This is a genomic window from Streptomyces sp. NPDC057010, assembly GCF_042673805.1.
GTDB lineage: Bacteria > Actinomycetota > Actinomycetes > Streptomycetales > Streptomycetaceae > Streptomyces.
On sequence record NZ_JBHUSC010000055.1, the window covers coordinates 16,438 to 42,646 of the forward strand.

The following is a 26,209-nucleotide window of genomic DNA, read 5'->3' on the forward strand; positions in this document are numbered from 1 at the left end:
GAACGCCCCCCGCACCGAGATCCGGTGCGGGGGGCGTTCGCGCCAACCGGCGCGCGTCAGGCGCCGCGGACCACCTGGAGCACGCCGTTGATGATCTGCTGGACGGCGATCGCGGAGAGCATCATGCCCGCGAGCCGCGTCACGAGGACGACGCCGCCGTCCTTGATGACCCGGATGATCACCAGCGAGTAGCGCATGGTCAGCCACAGGACGACGTGCATGGCGGCGATGGCGGCCCACACGGAGACCTGCCCGCCGAACCCGTCGGCCTTCTGCACGGCCAGGATGACGGACACGATCGCACCGGGCCCGGCCAGCAGCGGCATGCCGAGCGGGACGAGGGCGACGTTCACGTCCTTGGTCTGCTTCGGCTCGTCGGTCTTGCCGGTGAGCAGGTCGAGCGCGATGAGCAGGAGCAGCAGACCACCGGCGATCATCAGGGCCGGAACGGAGACGTGCAGGTAGTCCAGGATCTGCTGGCCGCAGATGCCGAAGACGGCGATGACGCCGAAGGCCACGCAGACGGCCTGCCAGGCCATGCGGCGCTGCACCTTGGCGGCGCGTCCGGAGGTCAGGGCGAGGAAGATCGGCGTGATCCCCGGCGGGTCCATAATCACAAAAAGCGTGAGAAAAAGGGATCCGAAGACAGCGAAATCAAACACAGTGAGGCCTTGCAGGAGAGAGGGGTGGTGCGAAGAAAAAGACAGTGGGGCGCGGGGAAGGGCCGGTCCGAACAGCGGCTCCGGGAAGGGGAATCCGCAGGAGGAAAAGGCCTAGCGCACGCGTCCGCCGGCGCCCGGCACCGGGAAGGCCCCGGTCGCGCGGCGCGTGATCTCGCCGTAGATCTCGGGGTCGGTCGTGTACTCCCCGAGGCGGCAGGTCTTGCGGCTGCCGTGGTAGTCGCTGGATCCGGTGGTCAGCAGCCCGAGGTCCGCCGCCAGGCCGCGCAGGCGCGCGCGGGTGTCGGTGTCGTGGTCCATGTGGTCCACCTCGATGCCGTCCAGACCGGCGGCCGCCAGCTCGGCTATCGCGGTCTCGGGCACGCACTCGCCGCGCTTGACGGCGGCGGGGTGCGCGAAGACGGTGACCCCGCCGGCCGCCTTGACCAGTCGGATGGCGTCGAAGGGGTCGAGCTCGTGCTTCTCGGCGTACGCGCGGCCGCCGTCGGCGAGCCAGTCCGGCGTGAAGGCGTCCGACACGGTCGGTACGACGCCCAGCTCGACCAGCGCGGTCGCGATGTGCGGCCGGCCCACCGAGCCCTCGCCGGCGATCCGGGCCACCTGCTCCCAGGTGACGTCCACGCCGAGCGCCCGGAGCTTGCCGACCATGGCCTGCGCGCGGGGCGTGCGGTCGTCCCGGACGAGCTCGCGCTCACGGGCGAGCTCGGGCTCCTCGGGGTCGAAGAGGTAGGCGAGCATGTGCATGCCGACCCCGTCGAGCCGGCAGGACAGCTCGGCCCCCGTCACCAGCGTCAGCCCCACGGGCAGCGCCGCGACGGCCTCGGCGTATCCGCCCACGGTGTCGTGGTCGGTCAGGGCGATCACGTCCAGCCCGGCAGCGGCGGCGCCCAGCACCAGCTCCGCGGGGGTGTCCGTACCGTCGGAGGCCGTGGAGTGGGCGTGCAGGTCGATGCGCACAGCCTGGCTCCAGGTTTTCGGACGGACGGGGACACTCCAGGGTACCCGTCAGGACAGAATGCGCGGGCTCAGGGCCCCGCACGGAAGGAGCTCGACCTCGGCCCCCGCCTCGCGCACGTCGGTGAGGACGAGCTCGTCGTACAGCAGGAGCCCGGACTGCTCCGGCCAGACGACCGCCCACAGCCACAGGCCCCGCGCCTCGCCCGCGAAGACGGCCCGGTCCTCGGGCACCCCCTTGAGGTGCCACAGCGGTGTCGGACGGCCCGCCGCGACCACCTTGGCGTGCGGAGGGGACGTCACGTCGATGTGCGGTCCGGGGTCGGGGCCGTCGATGCCCGCGAAGCGCGCACCCAGGCCCACGCCCAGTTCCTCGGCGATCAGCAGCATCTCGCCCATCCCGCCGAGCGGACCGGGCCCGGAACAGGCCACGACCGTCGCCCGGCCCCCGCTGCGGTCGTCACCGGCGGACGCGACCCCCGTGAACAGCCACCCCAGCGGGAGCGGCCACGGCATCCACACCGGCACCCGCGCCCGGTGCACGACCACGCCCAGGCCCTCGACGCTGGGCGGGATGGCGGGTTGCAGGGGGTGGACAGCGCCGTGCACCGCGCACTGCCAGGAGTCGGAGAAGAGACCGGGCGCCCTGACCCGGCCACCGCACTTCGGGCAAGTTGGTTCGCCCCTCATAAGAAGCCACGCTCCTCCCCGCCCGGCGCCCCGTCAAGACGCGATCACCCGTCCGGGCGGCCGGTGCCGGTCTCAGTCCAGTGCGACAGCGGTACGCAGAGGATCCCGCAGATCCGTGCCGCGCGCGAGCCAGCGTTCCTGGAGGGCGGCCGCGCCGTGCACCCGCTTCCAGGCCGCCTCGTTCGCGGTCATGGGGAGGAGGGGGAGGAAGCGGACCGGGTCCATCGGCTCGTCCAGTTCCAGGTCCTCGACCAGTCCGCCGGGTTCGGCCACGAGGACGCTGCTGAACGAAGCCCCCTCCCAGAGCGGTTCCCCCACGTCGAGCGAGGCCCCGGGGGCCACGATCAGCCCCTCGACCTGCGGGGAGGCCGCCAGCACCGCGAGCGGCCTGAGCAGCTTGTCGGTGGGTGCCAGTCCTCCCCGTACGGTCAGCACCAGCTCGGCGCGCGGCCCGCGTACGGGGTCGGCGACGACGTCGGTCGGGTCGGTCATCGGGTGCGCGGACATCCCGAGGGTCGCGTACCGCACGAGGTCGCCCTCGGCGAAGCGGAGTACCTCGATGCGGTCGGTGCCCAGGAAGGTGACGGCGGCGCGGGCGTCGGGTTCGCCGAACGCGGAGCGCAGCCGGGCCTCGACGAGAGCCAGAATTTCTGCCATGGAGCGAGCATAGAACTCGTATCAGCCGGGTAAAGGGCGGGTCTTGACCATCCGTCGGCTGATAGTGTTGACAGCTGTTCGGGGCCGCACCGCAGAAGCGTTGTTTCGGTGCCCCGGCAACAGGACCTCCCCTACGGGGGACCGGCCGGAGGAGGTGGGGCTGCAATGGACCGAAGTCGATCGTGCAGTACCAATCGCTCTTCCACTCCTGTGACGGGCACCTCCCGCCCCCATTGATCTCCTGATCAGTAGAAGAGCGACGGCAGAACGTTGTCCTCCCGTCCTGTTCCTTCCGCCTGCCCGGGCCTGCCCGCCCGCCCGCACCCGCGGAAGGTCTCCCACCCGTGCGGTCCGCAGCCGTGCGTGCGAAGGAGCCTGCCATGTCGATGCTGCCCTACCTGCGTGCGGCCGTCCGCCCGTCGCTGCGCAAGTCCACCCCGGTACAGCCCGGATACGACGCCACCCGCGACCCCTCGGCGAGCAGCGCCGTCGTCGACTGCGCGGTGTACCGCGACGGCCGGCGCGTGCTGGGGCCGGTCTGTCTGACGCCGCGTGAGGCGATCCGCCGGGTCCGCGAGGACGGCGGCTTCGTCTGGATCGGCCTGCACGAGCCGACCGGGGCCGAGTTCGCGGGCATCGCCGCCACCTTCGGCCTGCACCCGCTGGCCGTGGAGGACGCGGTGCACGCACACCAGCGGCCGAAGCTGGAGCGCTACGACGACACCCTCTTCACCGTCTTCAAGACGATCCACTACGTCGACCACGCCGAACTGACCGCCACCAGCGAGGTCGTGGAGACCGGCGAGGTGATGTGCTTCACCGGGCCCGACTTCGTCATCACCGTCCGGCACGGCGGCCAGGGCTCCCTCAAGGGGCTGCGCCACCGCCTCCAGGACGACCCCGACCTGCTGTCCAAGGGGCCCTCCTCGGTCCTGCACTCCATCGCCGACCACGTCGTCGACGGGTACATCGCGGTCGCGGCGGCCGTACAGGACGACATCGACGAGGTGGAGAGCGCGGTCTTCGCCGCCCCCGCCAAGGGCGTGGCGCGCGGCGGCGACGCGGGCCGCATCTACCAGCTCAAGCGCGAGGTGCTGGAGTTCAAGCGGGCGGTCGCGCCGCTGCTGCGGCCGATGGAGCTGCTCAGCGAGCGGCCCATGCGGCTGGTGGACCCGGACATCCAGAAGTACTTCCGCGACGTCGCCGACCACCTCGCCCGCGTACACGAGCAGGTCGTGGGCTTCGACGAGCTGCTGAACTCGATCCTCCAGGCCAACCTCGCGCAGGCGACGGTCGCGCAGAACGAGGACATGCGCAAGATCACCTCCTGGGCGGCCATCATCGCCGTGCCCACGATGATCTGCGGGGTGTACGGGATGAACTTCGAGCACATGCCCGAGCTGCAGTGGAAGTACGGCTACCCGATGGTGATGGCCGCCATCATCGGCACCTGCTTCACCATCCACCGCGCGTTGCGCCGCCACGGCTGGCTGTAGCGCCGGCGGGCGGACCCCCTACCCTGTCCGCATGACTCTCAGCACGCTCGACCTGGCCCTCGTCGAGGAGGCCACCAAGAAGTCCGGCCTGATCTGGGTCCGCGGCACCGGGGCGGACCGGGCCCTGTGGCACGCCTGGGTGGACGGCGCGGCCCATGTCCTCGGCGACGGCCCCGGCGAGCAGCCGTTCCCCGGCCTGGCCGACGGCGCGTCCGCCGAGGTGACCGTGCGGAGCAAGGACAAGGGCGGCCGGCTGGTGGCCTGGACGGCGACCGTACGGGAACTCCCGCCCCGCGGCGAGGAGTGGGCGGCGGCGGTCGCCGAGCTCAAGGGCAAGCGGCTGAACGCGCCCGACTCGGAGGAGATGACCGAGCGCTGGGCGCGCGAGTGCCGGCTGCTGCGCCTGGAGCCGCAGGCGGTCCACGCCGAGCTCCCGTCCGAATCCCTGGCCACGGCCCCCCTGGCCTCCCCGGCCATCACCCGCCGCCCGATCCCGGCCCACCTCCCGAAGCTCCTGCTGAAGCGCAAGAAGACCACCCGAGGCTGAAACCCCGTTGCTCCCTCGGGGAGCGGCGTGTTCCCTGAGCCCATGGAAAGCCACTCCGCCCCCGAGACCGCTCCCCCGCCCGCAGCGGGCGTCCGCACGGAGTGGTGGGCCGTTCCCGACCGCGTGCGCGGGCTCGTCGAGGAGGGGCTCGGGGCACGGGTGGAGCGTGCCGTCACCCAGTCGGGCGGCTTCTCGCCGGGGGTCGCGGCCCGCGTTCGCCTCACCGACGGGCGCCGGGTCTTCCTGAAGGCCGCGGGTCCGCAGCCCAACCCCGATACCCCCGGCCTCCACCGGGCCGAGGCACGCATCACCTCCGCCCTGCCCACGGCCGCCCCCGTACCGTCGCTGCTCATGACATGGGACGTGGACGGGTGGGCCGTCCTGGCCTTCGAGGACATCGACGGGAGCACGCCCGCACAGCCGTGGCTGTCCGACGAGCTGCGCCGGGTCCTCGCGGCGACCGCCGAACTGGCGGCGCTCCTCGACCCCGCGCCCGTCGACGTCCCGTCCCTGGCCGACCGGTGCGCGTCGCAGTTCCGGGGCTGGCGCCACCTCGCCGCCGCCGCGGACGCCGGCCCGGTCCCGGCGCTGGATCCGTGGGCCCGGCGCAACCTGGCGCGCCTCGCCGAGCGGGAGCGCGGCTGGGAACGGGCCTGCGCCGGAACCGCACTGGTCCACGGCGACCTGCGGGCCGACAACCTGCTGCTCACCGACGACCGGGTGGTGGTCGTCGACTGGCCGTGGGCCGCGGTCGGCGCCGCGTGGTTCGACGTGGTCGCCATGGCCCCGAGCGTGATCATGCAGAGCGGGCCGGGCGCCGTCGAGCTGATCGACGCCCACCTCGACGGCCGAGGGGCCCCGGCGCAGGACGTCACCACGGTGCTGACCGCGGTCGCCGGCTACTTCGCCCACCAGTCCCTCCAGGCCCCGCCGTCGGGTCTGCCGACCCTGCGCGCGTTCCAGCGGGCCCAGGGCGAGGCCGCGCTGGGCTGGCTGCGCCGCCGGACCGGGTGGTCCTAGCCGGGACCTGTCAGGGCTTGGTGGGGTTCGAGCCCTGGCCCGGGGCCTTGGAGGGGCTTGGGGCGGGGTCGCCGCTCTGGTCCTTCGTCGTCGGGAGCTGGGAGCCGTAGTCCACGGTCTGGTCCTGCGCGGGCGGGGCGAGCGGGAAGGTCTTGCCCCACTCCGCGAGTTCCACCCGGCCGGCGCCGCCCGCACGCTCCATCATCAGCGGGTACGGGGTCCCCTCCAGGGACACCGAGAGCTTGCCGCCCTTGCCCTCGTCCGCCGTGACCTGGACCGCGCGGGTGTGCCCGACCTTGGTGTAGGAGCCCTTGGCGAGCTTGCCCTCCAGTCCGAGCAGCCCGTCCAGCAGGACGTCCATGTCGGTGAAGCCGCGGAACTGCTTGTAGGAAGGGTCCCCCTCGGGCACCTTCACGTACTTGTCGCCGAGCTTGCCGGCCGAGTCGGACTTGCCCCAGAACGCCGCGCTCGCCTTCAGGTAGAGCTGCTCCCCCACCCGCAGCAGCTGGAAGGTGTCGTCCTGGGACTTCACCTCGCCCGAGCCGCCGTCCGACTTCAGCCGCATGTCGAGGGTGAAGGTCTTGCCGCCGCTCACCAGCGTGCCGGACAAGTGCACCGAGTCCGCCCCGGTGGCCGCCGCCTTCGCCTTCTCCTCGATCTTGTCCGCGGAGAGCTTCCCGACCCCGTTCGTCCCCTCGTCGGGGTCCTCCCCGCAGCCCGTGCCGGTCACGGCGAGGCCCGCGCACAGCACACCGATGAAGGCGGCCCGTCGCAACCTCGCGGCGGGGAAGTAGGCGGTCACGGGCGGGTGCCTCTCGTCGTCGTCTTCGAGCAGCAGGCAGCGTACCTGTCCCGGTGGCCGCGCCCTCAACCCCCCGGGGGGACCTCGGCCGGACCGCCCCACCAGGACGCTTGGCCTGGGCACGGGCTAGCCTGAGGGGCGGCAGGACTGAGGATCGACGCGTCTGGAGGCGCTCGCATGGCTGGTGGCGCCCCGCGGATCTTCGTCTCGCATCTGTCGGGTGTGCCCGTCTTCGACCCCAACGGCGACCAGGTCGGCCGCGTCCGCGACCTCGTCGCGATGCTGCGCGTCGGCGGGCGGCCGCCGCGGCTGCTGGGGCTGGTGGTCGAGGTGGTCAGCCGGCGCCGGATCTTCCTGCCGATGACCAGGGTCACGGGCGTGGAGTCCGGGCAGGTCATCACCACCGGCGTCGTCAACATGCGGCGTTTCGAGCAGCGCCCCACCGAGCGGCTGATCCTCGGCGAGCTGCTGGACCGGCGGGTGAAGCTGGTCGCGGGCGACGAGGAGGTCACCGTCCTCGACGTGGCCATCCAGCAGCTCCCGGCCCGCCGGGACTGGGAGATCGACAAGATCTTCGTACGGAAGGGCAAGTCCGGGGCGCTGCGGCGGCGCGGCGAGACCCTGACCGTCGAGTGGTCGGCGGTGACCGGTTTCTCGCTGGAGGAGCACGGGCAGGGCGCCGAGAACCTGGTCGCCACCTTCGAGCAGATGCGCCCGGCCGACGTGGCGAACGTCCTGCACCACCTGACGCCGAAGCGGCGCGCCGAGGTCGCCAACGCCCTCGACGACGACCGGCTCGCGGACGTCATGGAGGAGCTGCCGGAGGACGAGCAGGTGGAGATCCTCGGGAAGCTGAAGGAGGAGCGCGCCGCCGACGTCCTGGAGGCGATGGACCCGGACGACGCCGCCGACCTGCTCTCCGAGCTGCCGGAGGACGACAAGGAGCGGCTGCTGACGCTGATGCAGCCGGACGACGCGGCCGACGTGCGGCGCCTGATGTCCTACGAGGAGCGGACGGCCGGCGGTCTGATGACCACCGAGCCGATCGTGCTGCGGCCCGACGCGACGGTCGCCGACGCGCTGGCCCGCGTACGGCAGGCGGACCTGTCGCCGGCGCTGGCGGCCCAGGTGTACGTGTGCCGGCCGCCGGACGAGACGCCGACGGGCAAGTACCTGGGCACGGTGCACTTCCAGCGGCTGCTGCGGGACCCGCCGTTCACGCTGGTCAGCTCGATCGTGGACACCGACCTGCCGCCGCTGCGGCCGGACGCCTCGCTGCCGGTGGTCACCAGCTACCTGGCGGCCTACAACATGGTGGCGGTGCCCGTGGTCGACGAGAGCGGCTCGCTGCTCGGCGCGGTCACGGTCGACGACGTACTGGACCACCTGCTGCCCGACGACTGGCGGGAGACGGACTTCCACTCCGAGGAGGCCGTGCATGGGCACTGAGCGGGGGCGCGGCGACCAGTCGCGCGAGCGGCGGCGCGAGCAGATCCGGGAGCGCCGCGAGCAGGCCCGGCTGGGCCGCGAGCACGGTCTGACGGACCGGATGGAGGACGCCGCCGAGCGGGTCCGGGAGCGGGTGGAGCGCGCCGAGCGGGCGGAGCGGGCCAAGGCGGCGACCGCGACGGGCGCGAGCGCGCTGACGCGCTCGCGGGTCCGGCTGGACCTGCCCCGGGCGGCCCGGCCGCGGCTGCTGCCGGAGTACGACCCGGAGGCCTTCGGGCGGCTGTCGGAGCGGGTGGCGCGGTTCCTGGGGACGGGCCGGTTCATCGTCTGGATGACGCTGGTCATCGTGGTGTGGGTGCTGTGGAACATCTTCGCGCCGGACCACCTGCGGTTCGACCAGTACCCGTTCATCTTCCTGACGCTGATGCTGTCGCTGCAGGCCTCGTACGCCGCTCCGCTGATCCTGCTCGCGCAGAACCGGCAGGACGACCGCGACCGGGTGAACCTGGAGCAGGACCGCAAGCAGAACGAGCGGTCCATCGCCGACACCGAGTACCTGACGCGGGAGATCGCGGCCCTGCGGATGGGTCTGGGCGAGGTCGCCACGCGCGACTGGATCAGGTCGGAGTTCCAGGACCTGATCAAGGAGATGGACGAGCGGCGTCTATTCCCCGGCGAAAGTGACGAAGGCGACCGCTGACGGGCTTACCTGAGCGCTGCTACCGAGCCGTACCATCGGGGCATGGCTACCGAGACACCCTCCGCCGCCGTGCCGGAGCAGGACGCGATCCTGGACGCGCTGGCGACGGTCAACGACCCCGAGATCCACCGGCCGATCACCGAGCTCGGCATGGTGAAATCGGTGGAGATCGGCGACGGCGGCGCGGTCGCCGTCACCGTCTACCTGACCGTGTCGGGCTGTCCCATGCGGGAGACCATCACCACGCTCGTCACCGAGGCCGTCGAGAAGGTCGCGGGCGTCACCTCGGTCGCCGTCACGCTGGACGTGATGAGCGACGAGCAGCGCAAGGAGCTGGCGGCCACGCTGCGCGGCGGTACCGCCGAGCGCGAGGTGCCCTTCGCCAAGCCGGGCTCGCTGACCCGCGTGTACGCGGTCGCGTCCGGCAAGGGCGGCGTCGGCAAGTCCTCGGTCACGGTCAACCTGGCCGCGGCGATGGCGGCCGACGGCCTGAAGGTCGGTGTGGTCGACGCGGACATCTACGGCCACAGCGTGCCGCGCATGCTCGGCGTGGACGGCAAGCCCACCCAGGTGGAAAACATGATCATGCCGCCGTCCGCGAACGGCGTGAAGGTCATCTCCATCGGCATGTTCACCCCGGGCAACGCCCCGGTGGTGTGGCGCGGCCCGATGCTGCACCGGGCGCTCCAGCAGTTCCTGGCGGACGTGTTCTGGGGCGACCTGGACGTGCTGCTGCTGGACCTGCCGCCGGGCACGGGCGACATCGCCATCTCGGTGGCGCAGCTCGTCCCGAACGCCGAGATCCTCGTGGTCACCACCCCGCAGCAGGCCGCGGCCGAGGTCGCGGAGCGGGCCGGCTCGATCGCCGTGCAGACCCACCAGAAGATCGTCGGTGTCGTCGAGAACATGTCGGGCCTGCCGTGCCCGCACTGCGACGAGATGGTGGACGTCTTCGGCTCGGGCGGCGGCCAGAAGGTCGCGGACGGCCTGACCAAGACGGTCGGTGCGACGGTGCCGGTGCTGGGCTCGATCCCGATCGACGTCCGGCTGCGCGAGGGCGGCGACGAGGGCAAGCCCGTCGTCCTGTCCGACCCGGACTCCCCGGCCGGCGCGGCCCTGCGCGCCATCGCGGGCAAGCTCGGCGGCCGCGCCCGCGGTCTCTCGGGCATGTCCCTGGGCATCACCCCGAAGAACAAGTTCTGACGCGACCGGCACCACGGGCGGCCCGTACAGGGCCGCGCAGCGCAAGGGGCACCGCCGACCGGCGGTGCCCTTCTGCGTACACCCGTAGGGCTACCGGTACGTGCCGAGGTCCGCGATCACGGAGAACCCGAGCCCGTACGCGCTCATCCCCCGCCCGTACGCCCCCAGGTGCACCCCGCCCCCGGTGGAACCGGCGAGCACCCACCCGAACTCCGACTCCCGGTAGTGGAACGGCGTCGGCTCCCCGTCCACCGGCAGTGACAGCGTCGACCAGTCCGGCCCCGTGAGGTCGTCGGCGAGCTCCCACGCGGCCTCGGTCTGCTGGTCGAGCCAGTCGCTGCGCAGGGAGTGGTCCATCTGGCCGGGCCAGCTGTAGGCCAGCAGCCCGGAGCCGGCCAGCCAGGCGGCGGAGGAGACCGAGGTGGCCTCCAGGGTGCCGGTGCCGTCGCCGCTGCGGCGCAGCGGGTTGTCCGCGACGGTGATGACCACCGCGAAGCGCTCCTTCTCGCCGGTGGCGATCTCGCCGCGGGCGGACGGCTCGTCGCCGTGGCCGGTGGAGCCGTGCTCCACGGTGCCGTCGGCGCCGGTGCCCACCTGCATGAGCCAGCGGGGGCCGGTGAAGGCGCCGTCCAGCCCGTACCAGGGGAAGTCGGCCGTCAGGAACCCCTGGGCCGTCCGGCGTGCCGCCGGGAGGGGGGCGCCGGGCTCCTGCGGCTGCGCGGGCTCGGACGTCCCCGTGCTCTCGGGCGTGGTCTGCGCGTCCTGCACGTCCTGCACGTCCTGCGCGGGTCCTTCGGCGGCCGGGGCGGGTGCCTCGGCGGTCTGCGCCCCGACCCGGCTACTGCTCGTCGTCTCCATGTGCGCGGCCTCTCGTTCCGTGGGGTCCGGCACGGCCCGCCCCCCACGGGCGTCCTGGATCCGGACTCATGGAGGATAGCCACCCGACCCCGGATCGCCGGGCAGGTCGCGCCTCAGGTGGCGTCGGCGTCGAAGCGGGCGCGCTGGTCGGAGGCCGGGGCGGCGGGCTTCTTCAGCAGGTCGGGACCGGTGGTGTCGGCGGGCGTGGCGACCGGGGCGGACTCCGCCTCCTTGCTGTTGACGGCGTCGGTGACGTCGTTCAGCTCCTTGCGGAGGTCGAAGCTGCTGCGGATCTCCCTGAGGTCCTCGTTCTCGGTCAGCTGCTTGCGGATGAAGGTCTTCGGATTCAGGTCCTCGAATTCGAAGTCCTTGAATTCCGGGCCGAGTTCGGAGCGGATGTCGGCCTTCGCGCTGTCCGAGAACGCACGGATCTTCCGGATGACCCCGGTGATGTCCTGGATCACCTTGGGCAGCTTGTCCGGCCCGAAGACGAGGATGGCGAGCACGACGATCGTGACAAGTTCGAGTGCGCCTATGTCGTTGAACACCTTGCCGCTCCTCGGCTCTCTTCACTGCGGGCCCGAACACACGGTACCCCAGTGCCCTTACGAGCCGTTCGCCGAACCGAGCACCACGTGCAGCGTGCGCTCGCGGCCGTCGCGCAGCACCGTGAGCGTCAGTGGATCACCCGGCCGGTGGGCCCTGATCTTGATGATCAGCTCGTCGCCGCCGTGCACGCGCACGCCGTCCACCTTGGTGATCACGTCACCGGGCTTGATCCCGCCGCGGGCGCCCGGCCCGTCGGCGACCACCGCCGGCTTGCCGTCCTCGCCCTTGTCCCCTACCCGGGCTCCATCGCCCGTGTACTGCATGTCGAGCGTGACCCCGATGACGGGGTGCGTGGCGCGGCCGGTGCGGATGAGTTCCTCGGCGACGCGCTTGCCCTGGTTGATCGGGATGGCGAAGCCGAGGCCGATGGAGCCGCCCTGGCGGACGCCGTCGTCGCCGTCGCCGCCCTTGTCGGCGCCGCGGATCGCGCTGTTGATGCCGACCACGTGGGCCTTGGCGTCGAGGAGGGGGCCGCCGGAGTTCCCGGGGTTGATCGGGGCGTCGGTCTGGAGCGCGTCGACGTAGCTGATGTCGCTGCCGTCGCCCTTGTCGCCGCCCGCGGTGACCGGCCGGCCGGTGGCGCTGATGATGCCGGCGGTGACGGTGTTGGAGAGGTCGAAGGGCGCGCCGATGGCCACCACCGGGTCGCCGACGCGTACGTTCTCGGAGTTGCCGAGGCTGAGCGGCTGGAGCCCCCGGACCCCGCTGACCTTGACCACGGCCAGGTCGTATCCGGAATCGCGGCCCACGAGCTCGGCGGTGACGCTTTCGCCGGTGCTGAAGGTGACCGCTATCTCCTTGGCGTCGGCGACCACGTGGTTGTTGGTCAGGATGTGCCCCTGCGGGTCGAGTACGAAGCCGGTGCCCGTCCCGCTGCTCTTCTCACCCCGTACGTGGAGGGTGACCACCCCTGGCAGCGCGGTGGCGGCGATGCCGGCCACGCTCTCGGGCGCGCGGCCCCTGTCCGCGGCGACCGCGTCCTGGGGCAGCTCCAGGCGGGTGCTGCTCTCGCGCTCGGCGAGCACGCCGAGGTACCCGCCGGTCCCGCCGGCGAGCAGGGCCGTACCCGCGGCGATGGCCGCCACCTGCCACAAACGGAATCCGCGCCCGGGCCGGCCGCGGTCCACGACCTGCAACGGCTGGGCGGCCCAGGGGTCGTACCGGACCTCGCGGGGGCCGGGCTCCTGCCGGTGCCCGTCCTCACCCTGGCTCCCGCCTTCGGGGCCGCCTTCGGCCCGCGGGGCGGGAACCCCTTCGTCGCGGGCGTCCGCCGTGCCCTCGGGCCGGCTCCACCACTGCGGAGCCGGATCGGTCTGCTGCCTGTCGGCCATGGGCGCTCCCCGCGTACTCGTGCGCATGTGCCGCAGATTCAACCAGGTCCCCGGTCAGCGCAGCAGGGAGACCGGGCGGGCCGAGCTCGGCGGGGAGGGGTGGAGCGGCGGGAGCGGGGTCGCGACGGCGGTCAGGAGGGTCGGAACGGCGGCGGGCGTGGGCACCCGGTCGCGGATGGACGCGGCGGGCACGGGCAGGCGCTCGCGGACGGAGGCGTCGGCCACGGACACGCCGGGGCCGGGCCGGGAGGCGGGCGCGGGGGATTCCCCGCGCGCGTTCGGCTCGACGGTCTCCAGCGGCAGGGAACCGCCCAGCGCGAGCGCGGCCAGCGATACGGCTCCGGCCGCGACGAAGGCGAAGCGGCGGCGCGGCCGGCCGACCTCGTGGATCCGGAAGCCCTCCTGCCGCGGGCGGCCGGACGGCAGGCCGTAGGCGAACGAGGCGAAGGGATCGGCGCCGACGGGACCCTGCTGCCCCCGCGGTCCTGCGGGACCCGCGGGACCCGCAGGTCCGTCGGGGCCGCCCCCCGGCAGCCCCTGCAACCGTGCCAGCAGCCCCTCGGACAGGGGCGGTGGCGCGCTCTCCACGAACATGGTCTTCAGGCGGCGCTGGGCATCGGCCTCGGCCTTGCACTTGGCGCAGGTGGCCAGGTGGGCCAGGACCCGCTCGCGCGCGTCGTGATCGAGCTCGCCGTCGACGAGGGCGGCGAGACGGTCGCCCAGGTGCTGTTCGGCTGGGGACGGACTGACTCCGCTCACTCGGCTCCGCCCTCTCCCCCGGCGCCCGGCGCGCCCACCGCCACCCCGGCCAGCGCGCGCTGCTCCGCACGGGCCTCGGGGGACCGGTGCTTGAGCGCCTTGCGCAGGTGCGAACGGCCCCGGTGGATACGGCTGCGCACGGTGCCGAGCTTCACGCCGAGCGTGGCGGCGATCTCCTCGTACGACAGGCCCTCGATGTCGCACAGCACGACGGCCGCGCGGAACTCGGGGGCCAGGGTGTCCAGCGCCTGCTGCACGTCCGCGTCGAAGTGCGTGTCGTGCAGCACCTGCTGCGGGGACGGCTCACGGCTCGGCAGCCGCTCGGCCGCGTCGTCGCCGAGCGCGTCGAAGCGGATGCGCTGCTTGCGGCGGACCATGTCCAGGAACAGGTTCGTGGTGATGCGGTGGAGCCAGCCCTCGAAGGTGCCGGGCGTGTAGGTGGACAGCGAGCGGAAGACGCGGACGAAGACCTCCTGGGTCAGGTCCTCGGCATCGTGCTGGTTACCCGTCAGACGGTAGGCAAGGCGGTAGACCCGCGCGCTGTGCGTGCTGACGATCTCCTCCCATGAGGGAGGGGTCCACGCCTGCGAGCCCGCATCGGCGGCAAAGGTCGCGGTGGTTGCGGTGTCGGCGGTGTGGAAGCGGTCAGCAATGTAGGTCACGGATTTCGGCTCACCCGCCGACCAGAAGAGGCGTCTCAACACGCCTCCACGATCCACAGGCGCAGCCGCACCTCCCCTGTCGGCTCTGGTGGTGTCCAGTGGAGTCCCTACCATAGCCACCCCCTCCGTCAGCTCCGGATAAGCGTTTTTGCAGTAACTTTGCATGGATCCGGGGCCCCGGAAGGGCCCTCGCCGTCGATCTGCCCGGCGCCGTCCCTTCTGATCCCCTGTCCACCCTTCACAACGCCCGGTCCCATCTGCGGGTTCCCGACGTCAACGGATACAGTCACCGTTGCGCCAACTATGGGGACAGGAGAGGGTCATTACCGGCAACCGGCAGACGAGCTGGGCGTTCGCCGACGCGTTTGTCGCCGAGGACGACGCTCTGCGATGGGCCCGCGACCGGTCCAGGGAAGCGGGCCTGCGCTCCGTCTCCCCCGGCACCGGGGCCGCGCTGCGCCTGCTGGCCGCCACCGCGGACGCCAAGGCGGTCGCCGAGATCGGCACCGGAACGGGCGTTTCCGGCATCCACCTGCTCCACGGGATGCGCCCCGACGGGGTCCTGACCACGGTCGATCCCGAGGCCGACCGGCAGGCGTTCGCCCGCCAGGCCTTCCGCGCCGCCGGCTTCGCGGGCAACCGCGCCCGGTTCATCCCCGGCCGCGCGCTCGACGTGCTGCCGCGCCTCGCCGACGGCGGGTACGACCTCGTCTTCTGCGACGGGGACCCCTCCGAGTCCCTCGACTACCTCGCCGAATCGTTGCGCCTGCTGCGGCCGGGCGGACTCGTGTGCTTCGAAGGGGTCTTCTCCGACGGCCGTACGGTCGACTCCTCGGCCCAGCCGGTGGAGGTGCTCCGCGTCCGCGAGCTGCTGCGCAGCGTCCGGGAGAGCCCGGCCCTGGAGGCGGCCCTGCTTCCGGTGGGCGACGGGCTGTTGTGCGCCGTGCGGCGCTGAGGCCACCGGGGCGGCGCGCAGGGGCCGGGGCCGGAGCCGGGGGCGGCCCGGATCCGGACACAACGCTGCCCCGGCCGCTCGTCACGGTCGGGGCAGCGCAGAGAATGCAGACTGCGTAATGCAGATGGTGCCGACGCTGTTAGCCGACGACCTTCTTCAGGGCGTCACCCAGGGCGTCCGCCTCGTCGGGGGTCAGCTCGACGACAAGCCGACCGCCGCCCTCGAGCGGTACGCGCATGACGATGCCCCGCCCCTCCTTGGTGACCTCGAGCGGGCCGTCGCCCGTCCGCGGCTTCATGGCCGCCATGCTCGTTCCCCTTCCTGAAACCAGCTCATCGTCAGCCGACGGCCCCATTCAGGCGCCTGGAACCCGGCATCGAACACATTGCTTCCCGGCCATTATCCCGCATGTCAGGACCCGATGACCAACATCGGCAGGGAACGCTTGGGCAACGCGCTCGGCCAAAACCACTCATTTCGGGGACCCGCCTGCGATACTTCGCCGCCGCACCCGGAGAACGCCATCCGCTTTCTTTGACGCACATCACATGTGCGCCCGTCCCCCGGTCCGCCATGCTGGCCTCTGCACCGGCCGGTACCGGCCGGTAGCCATTCCGCGACGAAGGGGGACCTCCCTGCCATGGCCGACAGCGTGCTCTACGAAGTGACCGACGGACTCGCGACCGTCACGATCAACCGCCCCGACGCGATGAACGCCATGAACACCGAGGCCAAGGTCGCCCTGCGCGACGCGGTCCAGGCGGCGGCAGCGGACCCGGCGGTCCGGGCCGTCCTGCTCACCGCCGCCGGAAGCCGGGCCTTCTGCGTGGGCCAGGACCTCAAGGAGCACATCGGGAACCTGGCGGCCGACCGCGAGAGCGGCTCCTCGCTCACGATGAGCACCGTCTCCGAGCACTACAACCCGATCGTGCGGGCGCTCACCGAGATGCCCAAGCCGGTGGTGGCCGGGGTGAACGGCGTCGCGGCTGGGGCCGGCTTCGGATTCGCGCTCGCGGCGGACTTCCGGGTCGTCGCCGACACCGCCTCCTTCAACACCTCGTTCGCCGGGGTGGCGCTGACCGCGGACTCCGGGGTCTCGTGGACCCTCCCCCGCCTGATCGGCGCCTCCCGCGCCTCCGACCTGCTGCTCTTCCCGCGTTCGATCAAGGCCCAGGAGGCCTACGAGCTCGGCATCGCGAACCGCCTGGTCCCCGCGGACTCCCTGCACGCCGAGGCCGAGGCCGTGGCCCGCGCCCTGGCCTCCGGCCCCACGGTCGCCTACGCCGCGCTGAAGGAGTCCCTGGCCTACGGGTCCTCCCACTCCCTCGCGGAGGCCCTGGAGCACGAGGACGTCGTACAGACCCGCGCCGGCGCCTCCGAGGACCACTCCATCGCCGTCCAGGCCTTCCTCGCGAAGCAGCCGCCGAAGTACCTGGGCCGCTAGCGCCACCGCCGGTGCGGCCGGGGCGGGCGGTGCCCGTACCCCCGGCCGCGCCGGCTCAGGCGCGGTCGCGCGCCACGCAGCCGACCAGGTGGTCGTTGACCAGTCCGCAGGCCTGCATCAGGGCGTAGGCCGTGGTGGGGCCGACGAAGCGGATGCCCGCCTTCTTCAGCGCCTTGGCCAGGGCGGTGGACTCCGGGGTGATCGCCGGGATCTCGGTGATCGCCCGGGGCGCCGGTCCCGGCTTCTGCGGGGCGTGCGACCAGATCAGCTCGTCCAGCTCGCCCGGCTTCCACCCGGCCAGGACCTTCGCGTTGGCCAGGGTCGCCTCGATCTTGGCCCGGTTGCGGATGATCCCCTCGTCGGCGAGGAGCCGCTGCGCGTCCCGCTCGTCGAAGGCGGCGACCTTCGCGATCCCGAAGTCCGAGAAGGCCTTACGGAATCCCTCCCGCCGGCGCAGGATCGTCAGCCAGGACAGCCCCGACTGGAAGGCCTCCAGGCACAGCCGCTCGTACAGGGCGTCGTCACCGTGGACCGGACGGCCCCACTCCGTGTCGTGGTAGACGACGTAGTCCTCCGTGGACAGCGCCCAGGGGCAGCGCGCCCGCCCGTCCGTCCCCGTGACCGTGCCGCTCATCGCTCACCGTGCTTGGTCAGGTCGACGTGGGCGTCGGCCGGGACGGCATCGGCCACCGCCCCGGCGGCGGTCAGCTGCGCGATGCGCGCGTCGCGCTCGGCCAGCTCCGCCGCCAGCCGCTCCAGTACGTCGTCCACCTCGGCCATCCGGTAGCCGCGCGGTGCGACCGGCAGCCGCAGGGCGTCGATGTCCGCGCGCGTGACGGGGCGGGTCTCCGGCAGCCCGTCGGCCACCCGGTCGGGTGCCGCTTCCGGCAGGACGGCCTCCGAGCCTCCCCCGATCACCGCAAGGGTGACCGCAGCCACGACCACGACCAGCGCGATCATCAAGAAGAAGAACACGATCAACTCCCCACGAGAGACTCAGGCCTCCAGGTTAAGGTCGCAGACGAGGCGCAAGGGCCGCCGAAGGAGGAAAGAGCAGGATGCTGCGACTGGGCAGGCGCGAGTTCGACACCCACGAGCCGGTGATCATGGCCATCGTGAACCGTACTCCGGACTCCTTCTACGACCAGGGCGCGACGTTCCGCGACGAGCCGGCGCTGGACCGCGTCGAGCAGGCGGTCGCCGAGGGCGCCGCGATCATCGACATCGGCGGGGTCAAGGCGGGCCCGGGCGAGCACGTGGACGCGGCCGAGGAGGCGCGGCGCACGGTCGGCTTCGTGGCCGAGGTGCGGCGCCGCCACCCCGACGTGGTGATCAGCGTGGACACCTGGCGGCACGAGGTCGGCGAGGCCGTGTGCGAAGCGGGGGCCGATGTCCTCAACGACGCGTGGGGCGGGGTGGACCCGAAGCTGGCCGAGGTGGCCGCCCGCCACGGGGTGGGCCTGGTGTGCACCCACGCGGGCGGAGTGGAGCCCCGTACGCGCCCGCACCGGATCGCGTACGACGACGTCATGGCCGACATCCTGGACGTGACGGTCGGCCTCGCGGAACGGGCCGCGGCCCTCGGCGTCCGCCGCGACGCGATCATGATCGACCCGGGCCACGACTTCGGCAAGAACACCCGCCACTCGCTGGAGGCCACGCGCCGCCTCGACGAGATGACGGCGACGGGCTGGCCGGTCCTGGTCTCGCTGTCCAACAAGGACTTCGTCGGCGAGACCCTCGACAAGCCGGTCAAGGAGCGGCTGCTGGGCACCCTCGCCACGACGGCGGTCTCGGCCTGGCTGGGCGCGCAGGTCTACCGCGTCCACGAGGTCGCGGAGACCCGCCAGATCCTCGACATGGTCCGCTCGATCCAAGGGCTGCGGCCCCCGGCGGTCGCCCGCCGAGGGCTGGCCTGAGCCCGGACCAGGCCCCGACGGTCGGAGGCCGGCGCAGCCGCCCGAAGCCAGGTGAGGCGCCGAACCTCGCGAGGGCGGCGTCAAGAAGGGGAGGCCGGGCGGCCTGACGGCGGTCGCCCGGCGCGGACCGGTTACTTCCCGACTTCCTTGGTCACCAGTGCGATGGCCTCGTCCACGTCGTCCGTGACGTGGAAGAGGTAGAGGTCGTTCTCCGAGGCCTTGCCCTGGGCGATCACCGTGTTGCGCAGCCAGTCGACCAGGCCGCTCCAGTACTCCGTGCCGAACAGCACGATCGGGAAGCGGGTGATCTTCTGGGTCTGGACCAGGGTCAGCGCCTCGAACAGCTCGTCCAGCGTGCCCAGGCCCCCGGGCAGGACCACGAAGCCCTGGCTGTACTTCACGAACATCGTCTTGCGGACGAAGAAGTACCGGAAGTTCAGCCCGAGGTCGACGTGCTGGTTGAGCCCCTGCTCGAAGGGCAGCTCGATGCCGAGGCCGACCGAGATGCCGTTGGCCTCGCGGGCGCCCTTGTTGGCGGCCTCCATCGCGCCGGGCCCGCCGCCCGTGATCACCGCGAAGCCGGCGTCGACGAGCGCGCTGCCGATCCGTACGCCCGCCTCGTACTCGGGCGTGCCCGCGGGGGTCCTGGCGGACCCGAAGACGCTGATGGCGGGCGGCAGCTCGGCGAGCGTCCCGAAGCCCTCGATGAACTCCGACTGGATGCGCAGGACCCGCCAGGGATCGGTGTGCACCCACTCGGAGGGCCCCGCCGAATCCAGCAGCCGCTGGTCCGTCGTACTGCCCGCCTTGATCTGGCTCCGCCTCCTCAGCACCGGCCCGAGCTGCTGCTCCTCGGGCCGACGACGAGCTGCCCCGTCAGGATTGGGGTGGTTGCCCATGGTGTGCTCCCTCCTGCTGATCGTTGGATCAGGGTAGGCGCACGAAGGTGACGGGAAGGGGAATTTACGAGGTCAGCCAGGCACGGAGTCGTTCCTCGCAGTGGAGGATGGCCTTGGTCTCGACGCGTTCGTCGACCTTGTGGGCGAGCAGGGCGTCGCCCGGCCCGTAGTTCACCGCCGGGACGCCCAGGGCGCTGAACCGGGAGACGTCCGTCCAGCCGAACTTGGGCATGGCGCGGCCGCCGACCGCCTCCATGAAGGCCGCGGCCGCCGGGTGGGACAGGCCGGGGAGGGCGCCGCCGGAGGAGTCGTCGACCACGAACTCGGCGATGTCGCAGTCCGCGAAGACCTCCCGGACGTGGGCGATGGCCTCGGCCTCGCTGCGGTCCGGGGCGTAGCGGAAGTTGACCGTCACCGTGCACGCGTCGGGGATGACGTTGTTGGCGACGCCGCCCTCGATGCGGACCGCGTTGAGGCCCTCGTGGTACTCCAGGCCGTCGATGACCGGCTTGCGGGGCTCGTAGGCGGCGAGCTTCGCCAGGATCGGGCTCGCGCCGTGGATGGCGTTGGAGCCCATCCAGCTGCGGGCGGAGTGGGCGCGCTCGCCCTTCGTGCGGAGCAGGACGCGCAGGGTGCCCTGGCAGCCGCCCTCGACCTCGGCGTTGGAGGGCTCCAGGAGCACCGCGAAGTCGCCGGTCAGCCAGTCGGGGTGGGCTTCGGCGACCTTGCCGAGGCCGTTGAGGTCGGCGGCGACCTCCTCCTGGTCGTAGAAGACGAAGGTGAGGTCCCGGTTCGGCTCGGGAACGGTCGCCGCGATGCGCAGCTGCACGGCGACACCGGACTTCATGTCGGTCGTGCCGCAGCCCCACAGGACGTCGTTCTCGTCGAGGCGGGAGGGGACGTTGTCCGCGATCGGCACGGTGTCCAGGTGGCCGGCGAGGACGACGCGCTCGGCCCGGCCGAGGTTCGTGCGGGCGACGACGTTGTTGCCGTAGCGGTCCACGGTGAGGTGGGGCAGGGCACGCAGCGCACTTTCCACGAGGTCGGCGAGCACCTTCTCGTCGCCGCTCACGGAGGGGATGTCGACGAGCCGGGCGGTCAGCTCGGCGGCGTCCAGGGTGAGGTCCAGCTCGGATTCGGGCATGAACCGACCCTAACGCCCCGGGCTGGGGCGCAGCCTCGAGCGTCCGGCCGGTGGACGCGTCATATGCCTCAAGTACGGTGGGCCGCGTGTCCGAGACCCGTGATCCACGCCCCCGTCGCCGCAGGCCGTTCCGTATGGCGGTCGGTCTGCTCGTCCTGATCGCGGTGATCGGTTATTTCGCCGTGCAGCGGTACTCCAACGGCGGGGCGGGCGCCCCGTACTGCACCGCCACGGCGACCGCGGCCGGCGCGGGCGCGGGCTCCGACGGCTCGGTGCAGAAGTACGAGATGACCCCGGAACAGGCAGCGAACGCGGCGACGATAGCCGCCGTCGGCATCTCCAAGGGGCTGCCGGACCGGGCGGTGACCATCGCACTGGCGACGGCGATGCAGGAGTCGGCGCTGCGCAACCTCGACCACGGCGACCGGGACTCGCTGGGCCTGTTCCAGCAGCGGCCCTCGCAGGGCTGGGGGACGGCCGAGCAGATCATGGATCCGGTGTACTCGGCGGGGATCTTCTACGAGCACCTCGCCGACGTGCCGGGGTATTCGCGGCTGCCGCTGACGGTGGCCGCGCAGAAGGTGCAGCGCAGCGGCTTCCCGCAGGCGTACGCGAAGCACGAGACGGACGCGACGGTGCTGACGGCGGCCTTCGGCGAGGTCGGTACGCGGGCCACGCTGTCCTGCTCCGGGCCGGCCCCGCGGGCGGGCGATCCGGACAAGGTGCGGGCGGAGCTGGCCCGCGCCTTCGGCAAGGACGCGCTGACCGGCAGCCAGGACGGGGCGGCGACCGGCCGCAAGGGCGCGGACCGGCCGGCGGAGGCCGAGATCAACGTGCAGCTGAAGCGGGAGGGCGGCCCGGGTGAGGCGCGGCGCGGCCGGGCGATGGCGCACTGGGCGGTGGCCCGGTCGCAGGAGCTGGGCATCGCGCGGGTCTCGTACGACGGTTCCACCTGGATCGGCGGCAACGGGCGGGGCCAGTGGCAGGTCAAGGGCGGCAACGGCGCCAAGGGCGGCGGCGGGGACCCGCACGATTCGGAGCCGGGCGAGGTGCGGATCTTCATCGCCCGCTAGCGCGTACGAGAGGTCACTCCTGCGGGGGTGGTCTCGGCGGCGGGCCGGAGGGTCCCGGGCGGGACAGAAGGCCTGGTGGGCGCGCATCCAATGCGCTTGTCGCGGAAGCCGATTAAAAGATGCGTTACCCATCCTTTACCCACCGGCTCCGCAACTCCACCCGCCCCACGAGCGGTTGTACACGGCGTACTCAGCCGCTACCGCTTAGGAGCATCATGTCCCTCCCCCTGACCCGTCGGATCGCCCGTGCCGCGCTGCTGCTCGCAGCCGGGACAGCGCCCGTGGTCGGTGCGGCCGGCGCGGCCAGCGCCGCGGACGCCCCCGACGTCGCGGCTGCCACGGCCGCGACGGCCGCGGACACCGCGAGCAGCACCGTCGAGTCCGTTCCGGCGGCCGCCCCGGCCGCCGACGTGGCCGGCAAGGCGACCGGACTGCTGGGCGGCCTGCCCGCCACGCAGGACCTGCCGGTGAACGAGCTGCCGGTGAGCGAGCTGCCGGTGGCCGGTGGCGGCCTGCCCGGCGGCGGTCTTCCCGGCGGTCTCCCCGGTGGACTGACCGGCGGCGTTCCGGGTGGCCTGCTCGGCTGATCACCGCGGGCCGTGAGGCCGTGGAGACCCCGAAGGGGCCGGGAGCGCGAACTCCCGGCCCCTTCGGGCTGTTCGGACGGGGTCAGCCGAGGCGCTTGACGGCGGCCTCGACCCGCTCGTCGGTGGCGGTGAAGGCCACGCGCACGAACCGTGCGCCCGCCTCGCCGTAGAAGTCGCCCGGCGCGACCAGGATGCCCAGCCCCGCGAGGTAGGCGACCGTGTCCCAGCAGGGCTCGTCCCGGGTCACCCACAGGTAGAGGCTCGCCTCGCTGTGCTCGACCCGGAAGCCGTGCGCCTCCAGGGCGGTGCGCAGCGCCGTGCGGCGGGCGGCGTAGCGGGCGCGCTGCTCCTCGACGTGCGCGTCGTCGCCGAGCGCCGCGACCGTGGCGGCCTGCACGGGGGCGGGGGTCATCATGCCGCCGTGCTTGCGGATCTCCAGCAGCTCGCCGAGCACGTCCGCGTCACCGGCGATGAAGGCCGCCCGGTAGCCGGCCAGGTTGGAGCGCTTGGAGAGGGAGTGGACGGCGACGATGCCCTCGTAGGAGCCGCCGCAGACGTCGTCGTGGAGGACGGAGACGGGCTCGGCCTCCCAGCCGAGCTCCAGGTAGCACTCGTCGCTGAAGAGCAGGATGCCGTGCTCGCGCGCCCAGGCCACGATCCGGATCAGGTCCTCCTTGGGGATGACCTTGCCGGTGGGGTTGGAGGGGGAGTTGAGCCACAGCAGCTTCACGCCGGCCGGGTCGAGCTCCGTAGGGTCGTCGTAGACGACGGCCTCGGCGCCGCACAGCCGCGCGCCGACCTCGTACGTCGGGTAGGCGAGTCGGGGGTAGGCGACCTTGTCGCCGGCGCCCAGGCCCAGCTGGGTCGGCAGCCAGGCCACCAGCTCCTTGGAGCCGACGACCGGCAGGACGTTGCGGTGCCCGGCGGCGCTCGCGCCGAGGCGGCCGCGCAGCCAGCCCGTGATCGCGTCGCGCAGGGCGGGCGTGCCCCACACCGTCGGGTAGCCCGGGGAGTCGGCGGCCCCGACCAGGGCGCGCTGGATCAGCTGCGGCACCGGGTCCACGGGCGTGCCGACCGACAGGTCGACGATGCCGTCCGCGTGCGCCGCCGCCGTCTTCTTGTACGGCTCCAGCTTGTCCCAGGGGAAGGCGGGAAGACGGTCGGATACTGCGGCCACGGTGGTCTCTGCTCTCTCTGGGTACTGGCTGGTAGCAGGTCGGAAAACGCCTCGGTCCCGTGCGGCGGGAAGGCCGTACGGGACCGAGGGGCGCGTCTGCCTGAAAGGTCAGTGCTCGCCGTTGATACCGGCGGGCAGCGCAGCGATGAAGGGGTGGTCGCGCTCGATCAGGCCGAGCTTGGAAGCACCACCGGGCGAACCGAGCTCGTCGAAGAACTCGACGTTCGCCTTGTAGTAGTCCTTCCACTCTTCCGGAGTGTCGTCCTCGTAGAAGATGGCCTCGACCGGGCAGACCGGCTCACACGCACCACAGTCGACGCACTCGTCCGGGTGGATGTACAAGGACCGCTGGCCCTCGTAGATGCAGTCGACGGGGCACTCTTCGATGCATGCCTTGTCCTTGACGTCGACACAAGGCTCCGCGATGACGTAGGTCACGCTCTCGTTCCTCCTCGGTAGGGCTTTCCATATCGCGCGGGAGCGCGGCGTCGTCGATGCCCGCACCTAGTATCTCCGTTCCCGGGCACGATCCGAACAGGAGGGGCGGACAGAGCTGTGGAAATCACTGCCGGTGGGCTGCTGGAGGTCCGTATTACCCCAGCTGACGTGGGTAAGCGAGTCTCCGTACGACAGGTGCAGCAGGGGGTGAGCGGGTCGCCCTCCTTCACGGACACCGTAGGGGTTCTCACATCCTGGACCGAGGGTGTGCTGCTGATCACACAAAAGAATGGCAAGTCCGTCCGCATCGCGGAATCCGCGCTGGTAGCGGGCAAGGTCGTGCCCCCGGCGCCGGCCCGGCGGCGGGGTCCCGCGGCCTCCTTCGAGGAGCTGGCACGGGTCGCGGCGCGGTCGTGGCAGCCGCTGGAGAGCGAGCGGCTGGGCGAGTGGACGCTGCGGGCGGCCGCCGGATTCACCCGGCGGGCCAATTCGGTGCTGCCGCTCGGCGACCCGGGGATACCGCTGGACGATGCACTCGCGCGAGTGACCTCCTGGTACGCGGAACGAGGCCTTCCGGCGTACGTGCAGGCGGCGACGGGCGCGGTCGGCACGCAGGAACTGCTGATCGCGGAGCTGGAGCGGCGCGGCTGGGCGGCCGAGGTGTCGGCGGAGGTACGGATCGGGGCGCTGGCGCCGGTCGGCGACGTGGACGCGCCGGAGGCCGGGGCCGTACGTCTGACCCGTACCCCGGACGAGGACTGGCTCGGGCGCTACGGCAAGGTCACCGACCCGGATCTGGCCCGGCGGATGCTGGTGGCCGGGCCGTCGGTGTGGTTCGCGTCGCTGGCCGGCGGCAGGGCCATCGGGCGGTGCGTGGTGGACGGCCGGTGGGCCGGCTTCGCGGCGGTGACGGTGGATCCCGGCCGCCGGCGGGAGGGGCTGGCGACGGCGGTGATGGCGGCGCTGGCGCGGCGGGCGCTGGAGGAGGGCGCGTCGGCGGCGTGGCTCCAGGTCGAGACGGACAACGAGGGTGCGCGGGGCCTGTACGACGGGCTGGGATTCGCGACGCACCACTCCTACCACCACTACCGGGCGGCGCGGTGAGCCCGTCCTCGCGGGAGCGGTTCGCGGCCGAGGCCCGTTCGGAACGGCCGGACCTGTCGCTGCTGTGCCTGCTGCTGGCGGCGGAGGCGGATCCGGAGCTGGACGAGCGGGTGCTGGACTGGGCGCAGATCGAGCTGGACCGACTCGCCGGGATGCTGCCGTACGGGCTGCGGGGCGGGCGGGCGTGGGCCTCGGCGGTGACGGAACTGCTGGGCCGGAAGCTCGGCTTCCACGGCACCCCGGCGGACTACGACCGGCTGTCCTCGTCGCTGCTGCACGAGGTGCTGCGGCGGCGGCGCGGCCTGCCCATCCTGCTGTCCGTCGTCTGGCTGGAGGTCGCGCGGCGGGCGGGGGCGCCGGTGTACGGGCTGGGGCTGCCGGGGCACTTCGTGGTGGGCTTCGGGGATCCGGAGGAGGGCGTGGTGGTCGACCCGTTCGCCGGGGGCGCGTCCCTGGGGGCGGGCCCGGCGGAGCTGGCGGCGGCGCCGCGCACCCCGGCCCGGACCCTGGACATCGTGCTGCGGATCCTGAACAACATCCGCGCCTGGGCCTCCTCCCGCCCGGAGCAGTCGGGGGTGGCGCTGTGGGCGCTGGACCTGTCGCTGCTGCTGCCGTCGCATCCGGCGGTGCTCAGGTATGAGCGGGCGCGGCTCCTCGTCGAGCGGGGCTCCTTCCAGGAGGGGGCGGCGGAACTCGACGCGTACGCGGCCGTCGTGGCCGCGGTCGACCCGGCGGCGGGCACCCGCATCCACGCGGAGGCCTCCGCGGCCCGCGCCCTCCTGAACTGACCCCGCTCCTCAAACGCCGGAGGGGCTGGATCCGCCGGCGCGGCGCCACTGCCGGGCTCCGGCGAGGCTGGATTCGGCCCGCCTGAGCGCGCCAGTGCGGCTCAACGATCCGGGGCTCCGCCCCGCACCCCGCTCCTCAAACGCCGGAGGGGCTAGATGTGGCCGCCTGAGCGCGCCAGTGCGGCTCAAGGATCCGGGGCTCCGCCCCGCACCCCGCTCCTCAACCGCCGGAGGGGCTGGATTTGGCCGGCCTCAGCCGTCAAG

30 protein-coding genes are annotated in these 26,209 nt (G+C 72.5%); 13 read left to right on the plus strand and 17 right to left on the minus strand.

All coding sequences use genetic code 11. The features are described from left to right. Window positions 1-56: 56 nt before the first annotated feature. The 4 genes from ACFTXQ_RS30800 to ACFTXQ_RS30815 form a co-directional block, all read right to left on the minus strand. A complete protein-coding gene (locus ACFTXQ_RS30800) occupies window positions 57-662 on the minus strand; it encodes a MarC family protein (RefSeq protein WP_382647042.1) in 606 nt (201 codons plus the stop codon). A gap of 111 nt (window positions 663-773) precedes the next feature. Then, the gene (locus ACFTXQ_RS30805) at window positions 774-1,637 is read right to left on the minus strand and encodes a PHP domain-containing protein (protein ID WP_382647046.1); all 864 of its coding nucleotides are present in this window, start codon (window positions 1,635-1,637) and stop codon (window positions 774-776) included. 48 nt (window positions 1,638-1,685) lie between these two features. Continuing rightward, window positions 1,686-2,324: a DUF6758 family protein gene (locus ACFTXQ_RS30810; RefSeq protein ID WP_382647049.1), complete on the minus strand. Its 639-nt coding sequence runs from the start codon at window positions 2,322-2,324 to the stop codon at window positions 1,686-1,688. 72 nt (window positions 2,325-2,396) lie between these two features. After that, window positions 2,397-2,981, minus strand: a complete 585-nt coding sequence (locus ACFTXQ_RS30815; RefSeq protein ID WP_382647052.1) for a suppressor of fused domain protein — start codon at window positions 2,979-2,981, stop codon at window positions 2,397-2,399. A gap of 380 nt (window positions 2,982-3,361) precedes the next feature. On the opposite strand from ACFTXQ_RS30815, the gene ACFTXQ_RS30820 reads away from it, so the two are divergent. The 3 genes from ACFTXQ_RS30820 to ACFTXQ_RS30830 are packed head-to-tail and all read left to right on the plus strand — an operon-like array spanning window position 3,362 to window position 6,044. Further along, on the plus strand, window positions 3,362-4,477 hold the full coding sequence (locus ACFTXQ_RS30820; RefSeq protein ID WP_382647055.1) for a magnesium and cobalt transport protein CorA: 1,116 nt from the start codon (window positions 3,362-3,364) through the stop codon (window positions 4,475-4,477). Window positions 4,478-4,508: 31 nt separating this feature from the next. After that, window positions 4,509-5,024 carry a hypothetical protein gene (locus ACFTXQ_RS30825; protein WP_382647057.1) on the plus strand — a complete coding sequence of 172 codons (516 nt, stop codon included), beginning with the start codon at window positions 4,509-4,511 and terminating at the stop codon, window positions 5,022-5,024. Between the two features lie 42 nt (window positions 5,025-5,066). After that, the gene (locus tag ACFTXQ_RS30830; RefSeq protein ID WP_382647060.1) at window positions 5,067-6,044 is read left to right on the plus strand and encodes a phosphotransferase family protein; all 978 of its coding nucleotides are present in this window, start codon (window positions 5,067-5,069) and stop codon (window positions 6,042-6,044) included. Between the two features lie 10 nt (window positions 6,045-6,054). Here the strand turns inward: ACFTXQ_RS30830 and ACFTXQ_RS30835 are convergent, their stop codons facing one another. After that, the gene (locus tag ACFTXQ_RS30835; RefSeq protein ID WP_382647063.1) at window positions 6,055-6,846 is read right to left on the minus strand and encodes a hypothetical protein; all 792 of its coding nucleotides are present in this window, start codon (window positions 6,844-6,846) and stop codon (window positions 6,055-6,057) included. 177 nt (window positions 6,847-7,023) lie between these two features. Here ACFTXQ_RS30835 and ACFTXQ_RS30840 point away from each other — a divergent pair, with 177 nt between their 5' ends. From ACFTXQ_RS30840 to ACFTXQ_RS30850, 3 genes are all read left to right on the plus strand, one after another. Beyond that, window positions 7,024-8,295 carry a magnesium transporter MgtE N-terminal domain-containing protein gene (locus ACFTXQ_RS30840; protein WP_382647066.1) on the plus strand — a complete coding sequence of 424 codons (1,272 nt, stop codon included), beginning with the start codon at window positions 7,024-7,026 and terminating at the stop codon, window positions 8,293-8,295. Between the two features lie 100 nt (window positions 8,296-8,395). Then, complete coding sequence (locus tag ACFTXQ_RS30845) at window positions 8,396-8,995, plus strand: DUF1003 domain-containing protein (RefSeq protein ID WP_382647117.1); 600 nt, start codon at window positions 8,396-8,398, stop codon at window positions 8,993-8,995. Between the two features lie 87 nt (window positions 8,996-9,082). Beyond that, window positions 9,083-10,198 carry an Mrp/NBP35 family ATP-binding protein gene (locus ACFTXQ_RS30850; protein WP_382647120.1) on the plus strand — a complete coding sequence of 372 codons (1,116 nt, stop codon included), beginning with the start codon at window positions 9,083-9,085 and terminating at the stop codon, window positions 10,196-10,198. 90 nt (window positions 10,199-10,288) lie between these two features. On the opposite strand, the gene ACFTXQ_RS30855 is transcribed toward ACFTXQ_RS30850, so the two are convergent. The 5 genes from ACFTXQ_RS30855 to sigE all read right to left on the minus strand — a co-directional run bounded on the left by ACFTXQ_RS30855 (window position 10,289) and on the right by sigE (window position 14,531). Further along, entirely contained in the window at window positions 10,289-11,056 is a 768-nt protein-coding gene (locus ACFTXQ_RS30855) for a hypothetical protein (RefSeq protein WP_382647123.1), read from the minus strand. A gap of 113 nt (window positions 11,057-11,169) precedes the next feature. Then, window positions 11,170-11,604, minus strand: a complete 435-nt coding sequence (locus ACFTXQ_RS30860) for a sec-independent translocase (RefSeq protein ID WP_382647069.1) — start codon at window positions 11,602-11,604, stop codon at window positions 11,170-11,172. Between the two features lie 57 nt (window positions 11,605-11,661). Then, the gene (locus tag ACFTXQ_RS30865) at window positions 11,662-12,996 is read right to left on the minus strand and encodes a S1C family serine protease (RefSeq protein WP_382647072.1); all 1,335 of its coding nucleotides are present in this window, start codon (window positions 12,994-12,996) and stop codon (window positions 11,662-11,664) included. A 54-nt stretch (window positions 12,997-13,050) separates the two neighbouring features. Beyond that, the gene (locus ACFTXQ_RS30870; RefSeq protein WP_382647075.1) at window positions 13,051-13,755 is read right to left on the minus strand and encodes an anti-sigma factor family protein; all 705 of its coding nucleotides are present in this window, start codon (window positions 13,753-13,755) and stop codon (window positions 13,051-13,053) included. Then, the gene (gene sigE, locus ACFTXQ_RS30875) at window positions 13,752-14,531 is read right to left on the minus strand and encodes an RNA polymerase sigma factor SigE (protein WP_382647078.1); all 780 of its coding nucleotides are present in this window, start codon (window positions 14,529-14,531) and stop codon (window positions 13,752-13,754) included. Before sigE ends, ACFTXQ_RS30870 begins: the two co-directional genes overlap by 4 nt. Before the next feature lie 178 nt (window positions 14,532-14,709). On the opposite strand from sigE, the gene ACFTXQ_RS30880 reads away from it, so the two are divergent. Continuing rightward, window positions 14,710-15,372, plus strand: a complete 663-nt coding sequence (locus tag ACFTXQ_RS30880) for an O-methyltransferase (RefSeq protein WP_215011874.1) — start codon at window positions 14,710-14,712, stop codon at window positions 15,370-15,372. A 139-nt stretch (window positions 15,373-15,511) separates the two neighbouring features. Here ACFTXQ_RS30880 and ACFTXQ_RS30885 read toward each other — a convergent pair whose 3' ends face one another. After that, window positions 15,512-15,679: a DUF3117 domain-containing protein gene (locus ACFTXQ_RS30885; protein WP_003966491.1), complete on the minus strand. Its 168-nt coding sequence runs from the start codon at window positions 15,677-15,679 to the stop codon at window positions 15,512-15,514. 333 nt (window positions 15,680-16,012) lie between these two features. Here ACFTXQ_RS30885 and ACFTXQ_RS30890 point away from each other — a divergent pair, with 333 nt between their 5' ends. Beyond that, the gene (locus ACFTXQ_RS30890) at window positions 16,013-16,816 is read left to right on the plus strand and encodes an enoyl-CoA hydratase/isomerase family protein (protein WP_382647083.1); all 804 of its coding nucleotides are present in this window, start codon (window positions 16,013-16,015) and stop codon (window positions 16,814-16,816) included. A gap of 55 nt (window positions 16,817-16,871) precedes the next feature. Here ACFTXQ_RS30890 and ACFTXQ_RS30895 read toward each other — a convergent pair whose 3' ends face one another. Together ACFTXQ_RS30895 and ACFTXQ_RS30900 are read right to left on the minus strand one after the other, a co-directional pair. After that, window positions 16,872-17,450: a DNA-3-methyladenine glycosylase I gene (locus ACFTXQ_RS30895; protein ID WP_382647086.1), complete on the minus strand. Its 579-nt coding sequence runs from the start codon at window positions 17,448-17,450 to the stop codon at window positions 16,872-16,874. Then, entirely contained in the window at window positions 17,447-17,797 is a 351-nt protein-coding gene (locus ACFTXQ_RS30900; protein ID WP_382647089.1) for a DivIVA domain-containing protein, read from the minus strand. Before ACFTXQ_RS30900 ends, ACFTXQ_RS30895 begins: the two co-directional genes overlap by 4 nt. Window positions 17,798-17,874: 77 nt before the next feature. Here ACFTXQ_RS30900 and folP point away from each other — a divergent pair, with 77 nt between their 5' ends. Beyond that, the gene (folP, locus tag ACFTXQ_RS30905; protein ID WP_382647092.1) at window positions 17,875-18,735 is read left to right on the plus strand and encodes a dihydropteroate synthase; all 861 of its coding nucleotides are present in this window, start codon (window positions 17,875-17,877) and stop codon (window positions 18,733-18,735) included. 131 nt (window positions 18,736-18,866) lie between these two features. On the opposite strand, the gene ACFTXQ_RS30910 is transcribed toward folP, so the two are convergent. Both ACFTXQ_RS30910 and dapE read right to left on the minus strand, forming a co-directional pair. Beyond that, window positions 18,867-19,634: a TIGR00730 family Rossman fold protein gene (locus ACFTXQ_RS30910; protein WP_382647095.1), complete on the minus strand. Its 768-nt coding sequence runs from the start codon at window positions 19,632-19,634 to the stop codon at window positions 18,867-18,869. A gap of 64 nt (window positions 19,635-19,698) precedes the next feature. After that, window positions 19,699-20,778: a succinyl-diaminopimelate desuccinylase gene (dapE, locus tag ACFTXQ_RS30915; protein WP_382647098.1), complete on the minus strand. Its 1,080-nt coding sequence runs from the start codon at window positions 20,776-20,778 to the stop codon at window positions 19,699-19,701. Between the two features lie 134 nt (window positions 20,779-20,912). Between dapE and ACFTXQ_RS30920 the strand changes: the two genes are divergently transcribed. Continuing rightward, window positions 20,913-21,851: a hypothetical protein gene (locus ACFTXQ_RS30920; protein ID WP_382647126.1), complete on the plus strand. Its 939-nt coding sequence runs from the start codon at window positions 20,913-20,915 to the stop codon at window positions 21,849-21,851. Window positions 21,852-22,066: 215 nt separating this feature from the next. Next, complete coding sequence (locus tag ACFTXQ_RS30925) at window positions 22,067-22,438, plus strand: ATP-binding protein (protein ID WP_382647101.1); 372 nt, start codon at window positions 22,067-22,069, stop codon at window positions 22,436-22,438. 82 nt (window positions 22,439-22,520) lie between these two features. Here ACFTXQ_RS30925 and dapC read toward each other — a convergent pair whose 3' ends face one another. Then, on the minus strand, window positions 22,521-23,615 hold the full coding sequence (gene dapC / locus ACFTXQ_RS30930) for a succinyldiaminopimelate transaminase (RefSeq protein ID WP_382647104.1): 1,095 nt from the start codon (window positions 23,613-23,615) through the stop codon (window positions 22,521-22,523). 108 nt (window positions 23,616-23,723) lie between these two features. After that, window positions 23,724-24,053: a ferredoxin gene (fdxA, locus tag ACFTXQ_RS30935; protein WP_030713714.1), complete on the minus strand. Its 330-nt coding sequence runs from the start codon at window positions 24,051-24,053 to the stop codon at window positions 23,724-23,726. A gap of 117 nt (window positions 24,054-24,170) precedes the next feature. Here fdxA and ACFTXQ_RS30940 point away from each other — a divergent pair, with 117 nt between their 5' ends. Both ACFTXQ_RS30940 and ACFTXQ_RS30945 read left to right on the plus strand, forming a co-directional pair. Continuing rightward, window positions 24,171-25,157: a GNAT family N-acetyltransferase gene (locus ACFTXQ_RS30940; RefSeq protein ID WP_382647108.1), complete on the plus strand. Its 987-nt coding sequence runs from the start codon at window positions 24,171-24,173 to the stop codon at window positions 25,155-25,157. Next, window positions 25,154-25,945, plus strand: a complete 792-nt coding sequence (locus ACFTXQ_RS30945; protein ID WP_382647111.1) for a transglutaminase-like domain-containing protein — start codon at window positions 25,154-25,156, stop codon at window positions 25,943-25,945. Before ACFTXQ_RS30940 ends, ACFTXQ_RS30945 begins: the two co-directional genes overlap by 4 nt. Window positions 25,946-26,209 lie beyond the last annotated feature (264 nt).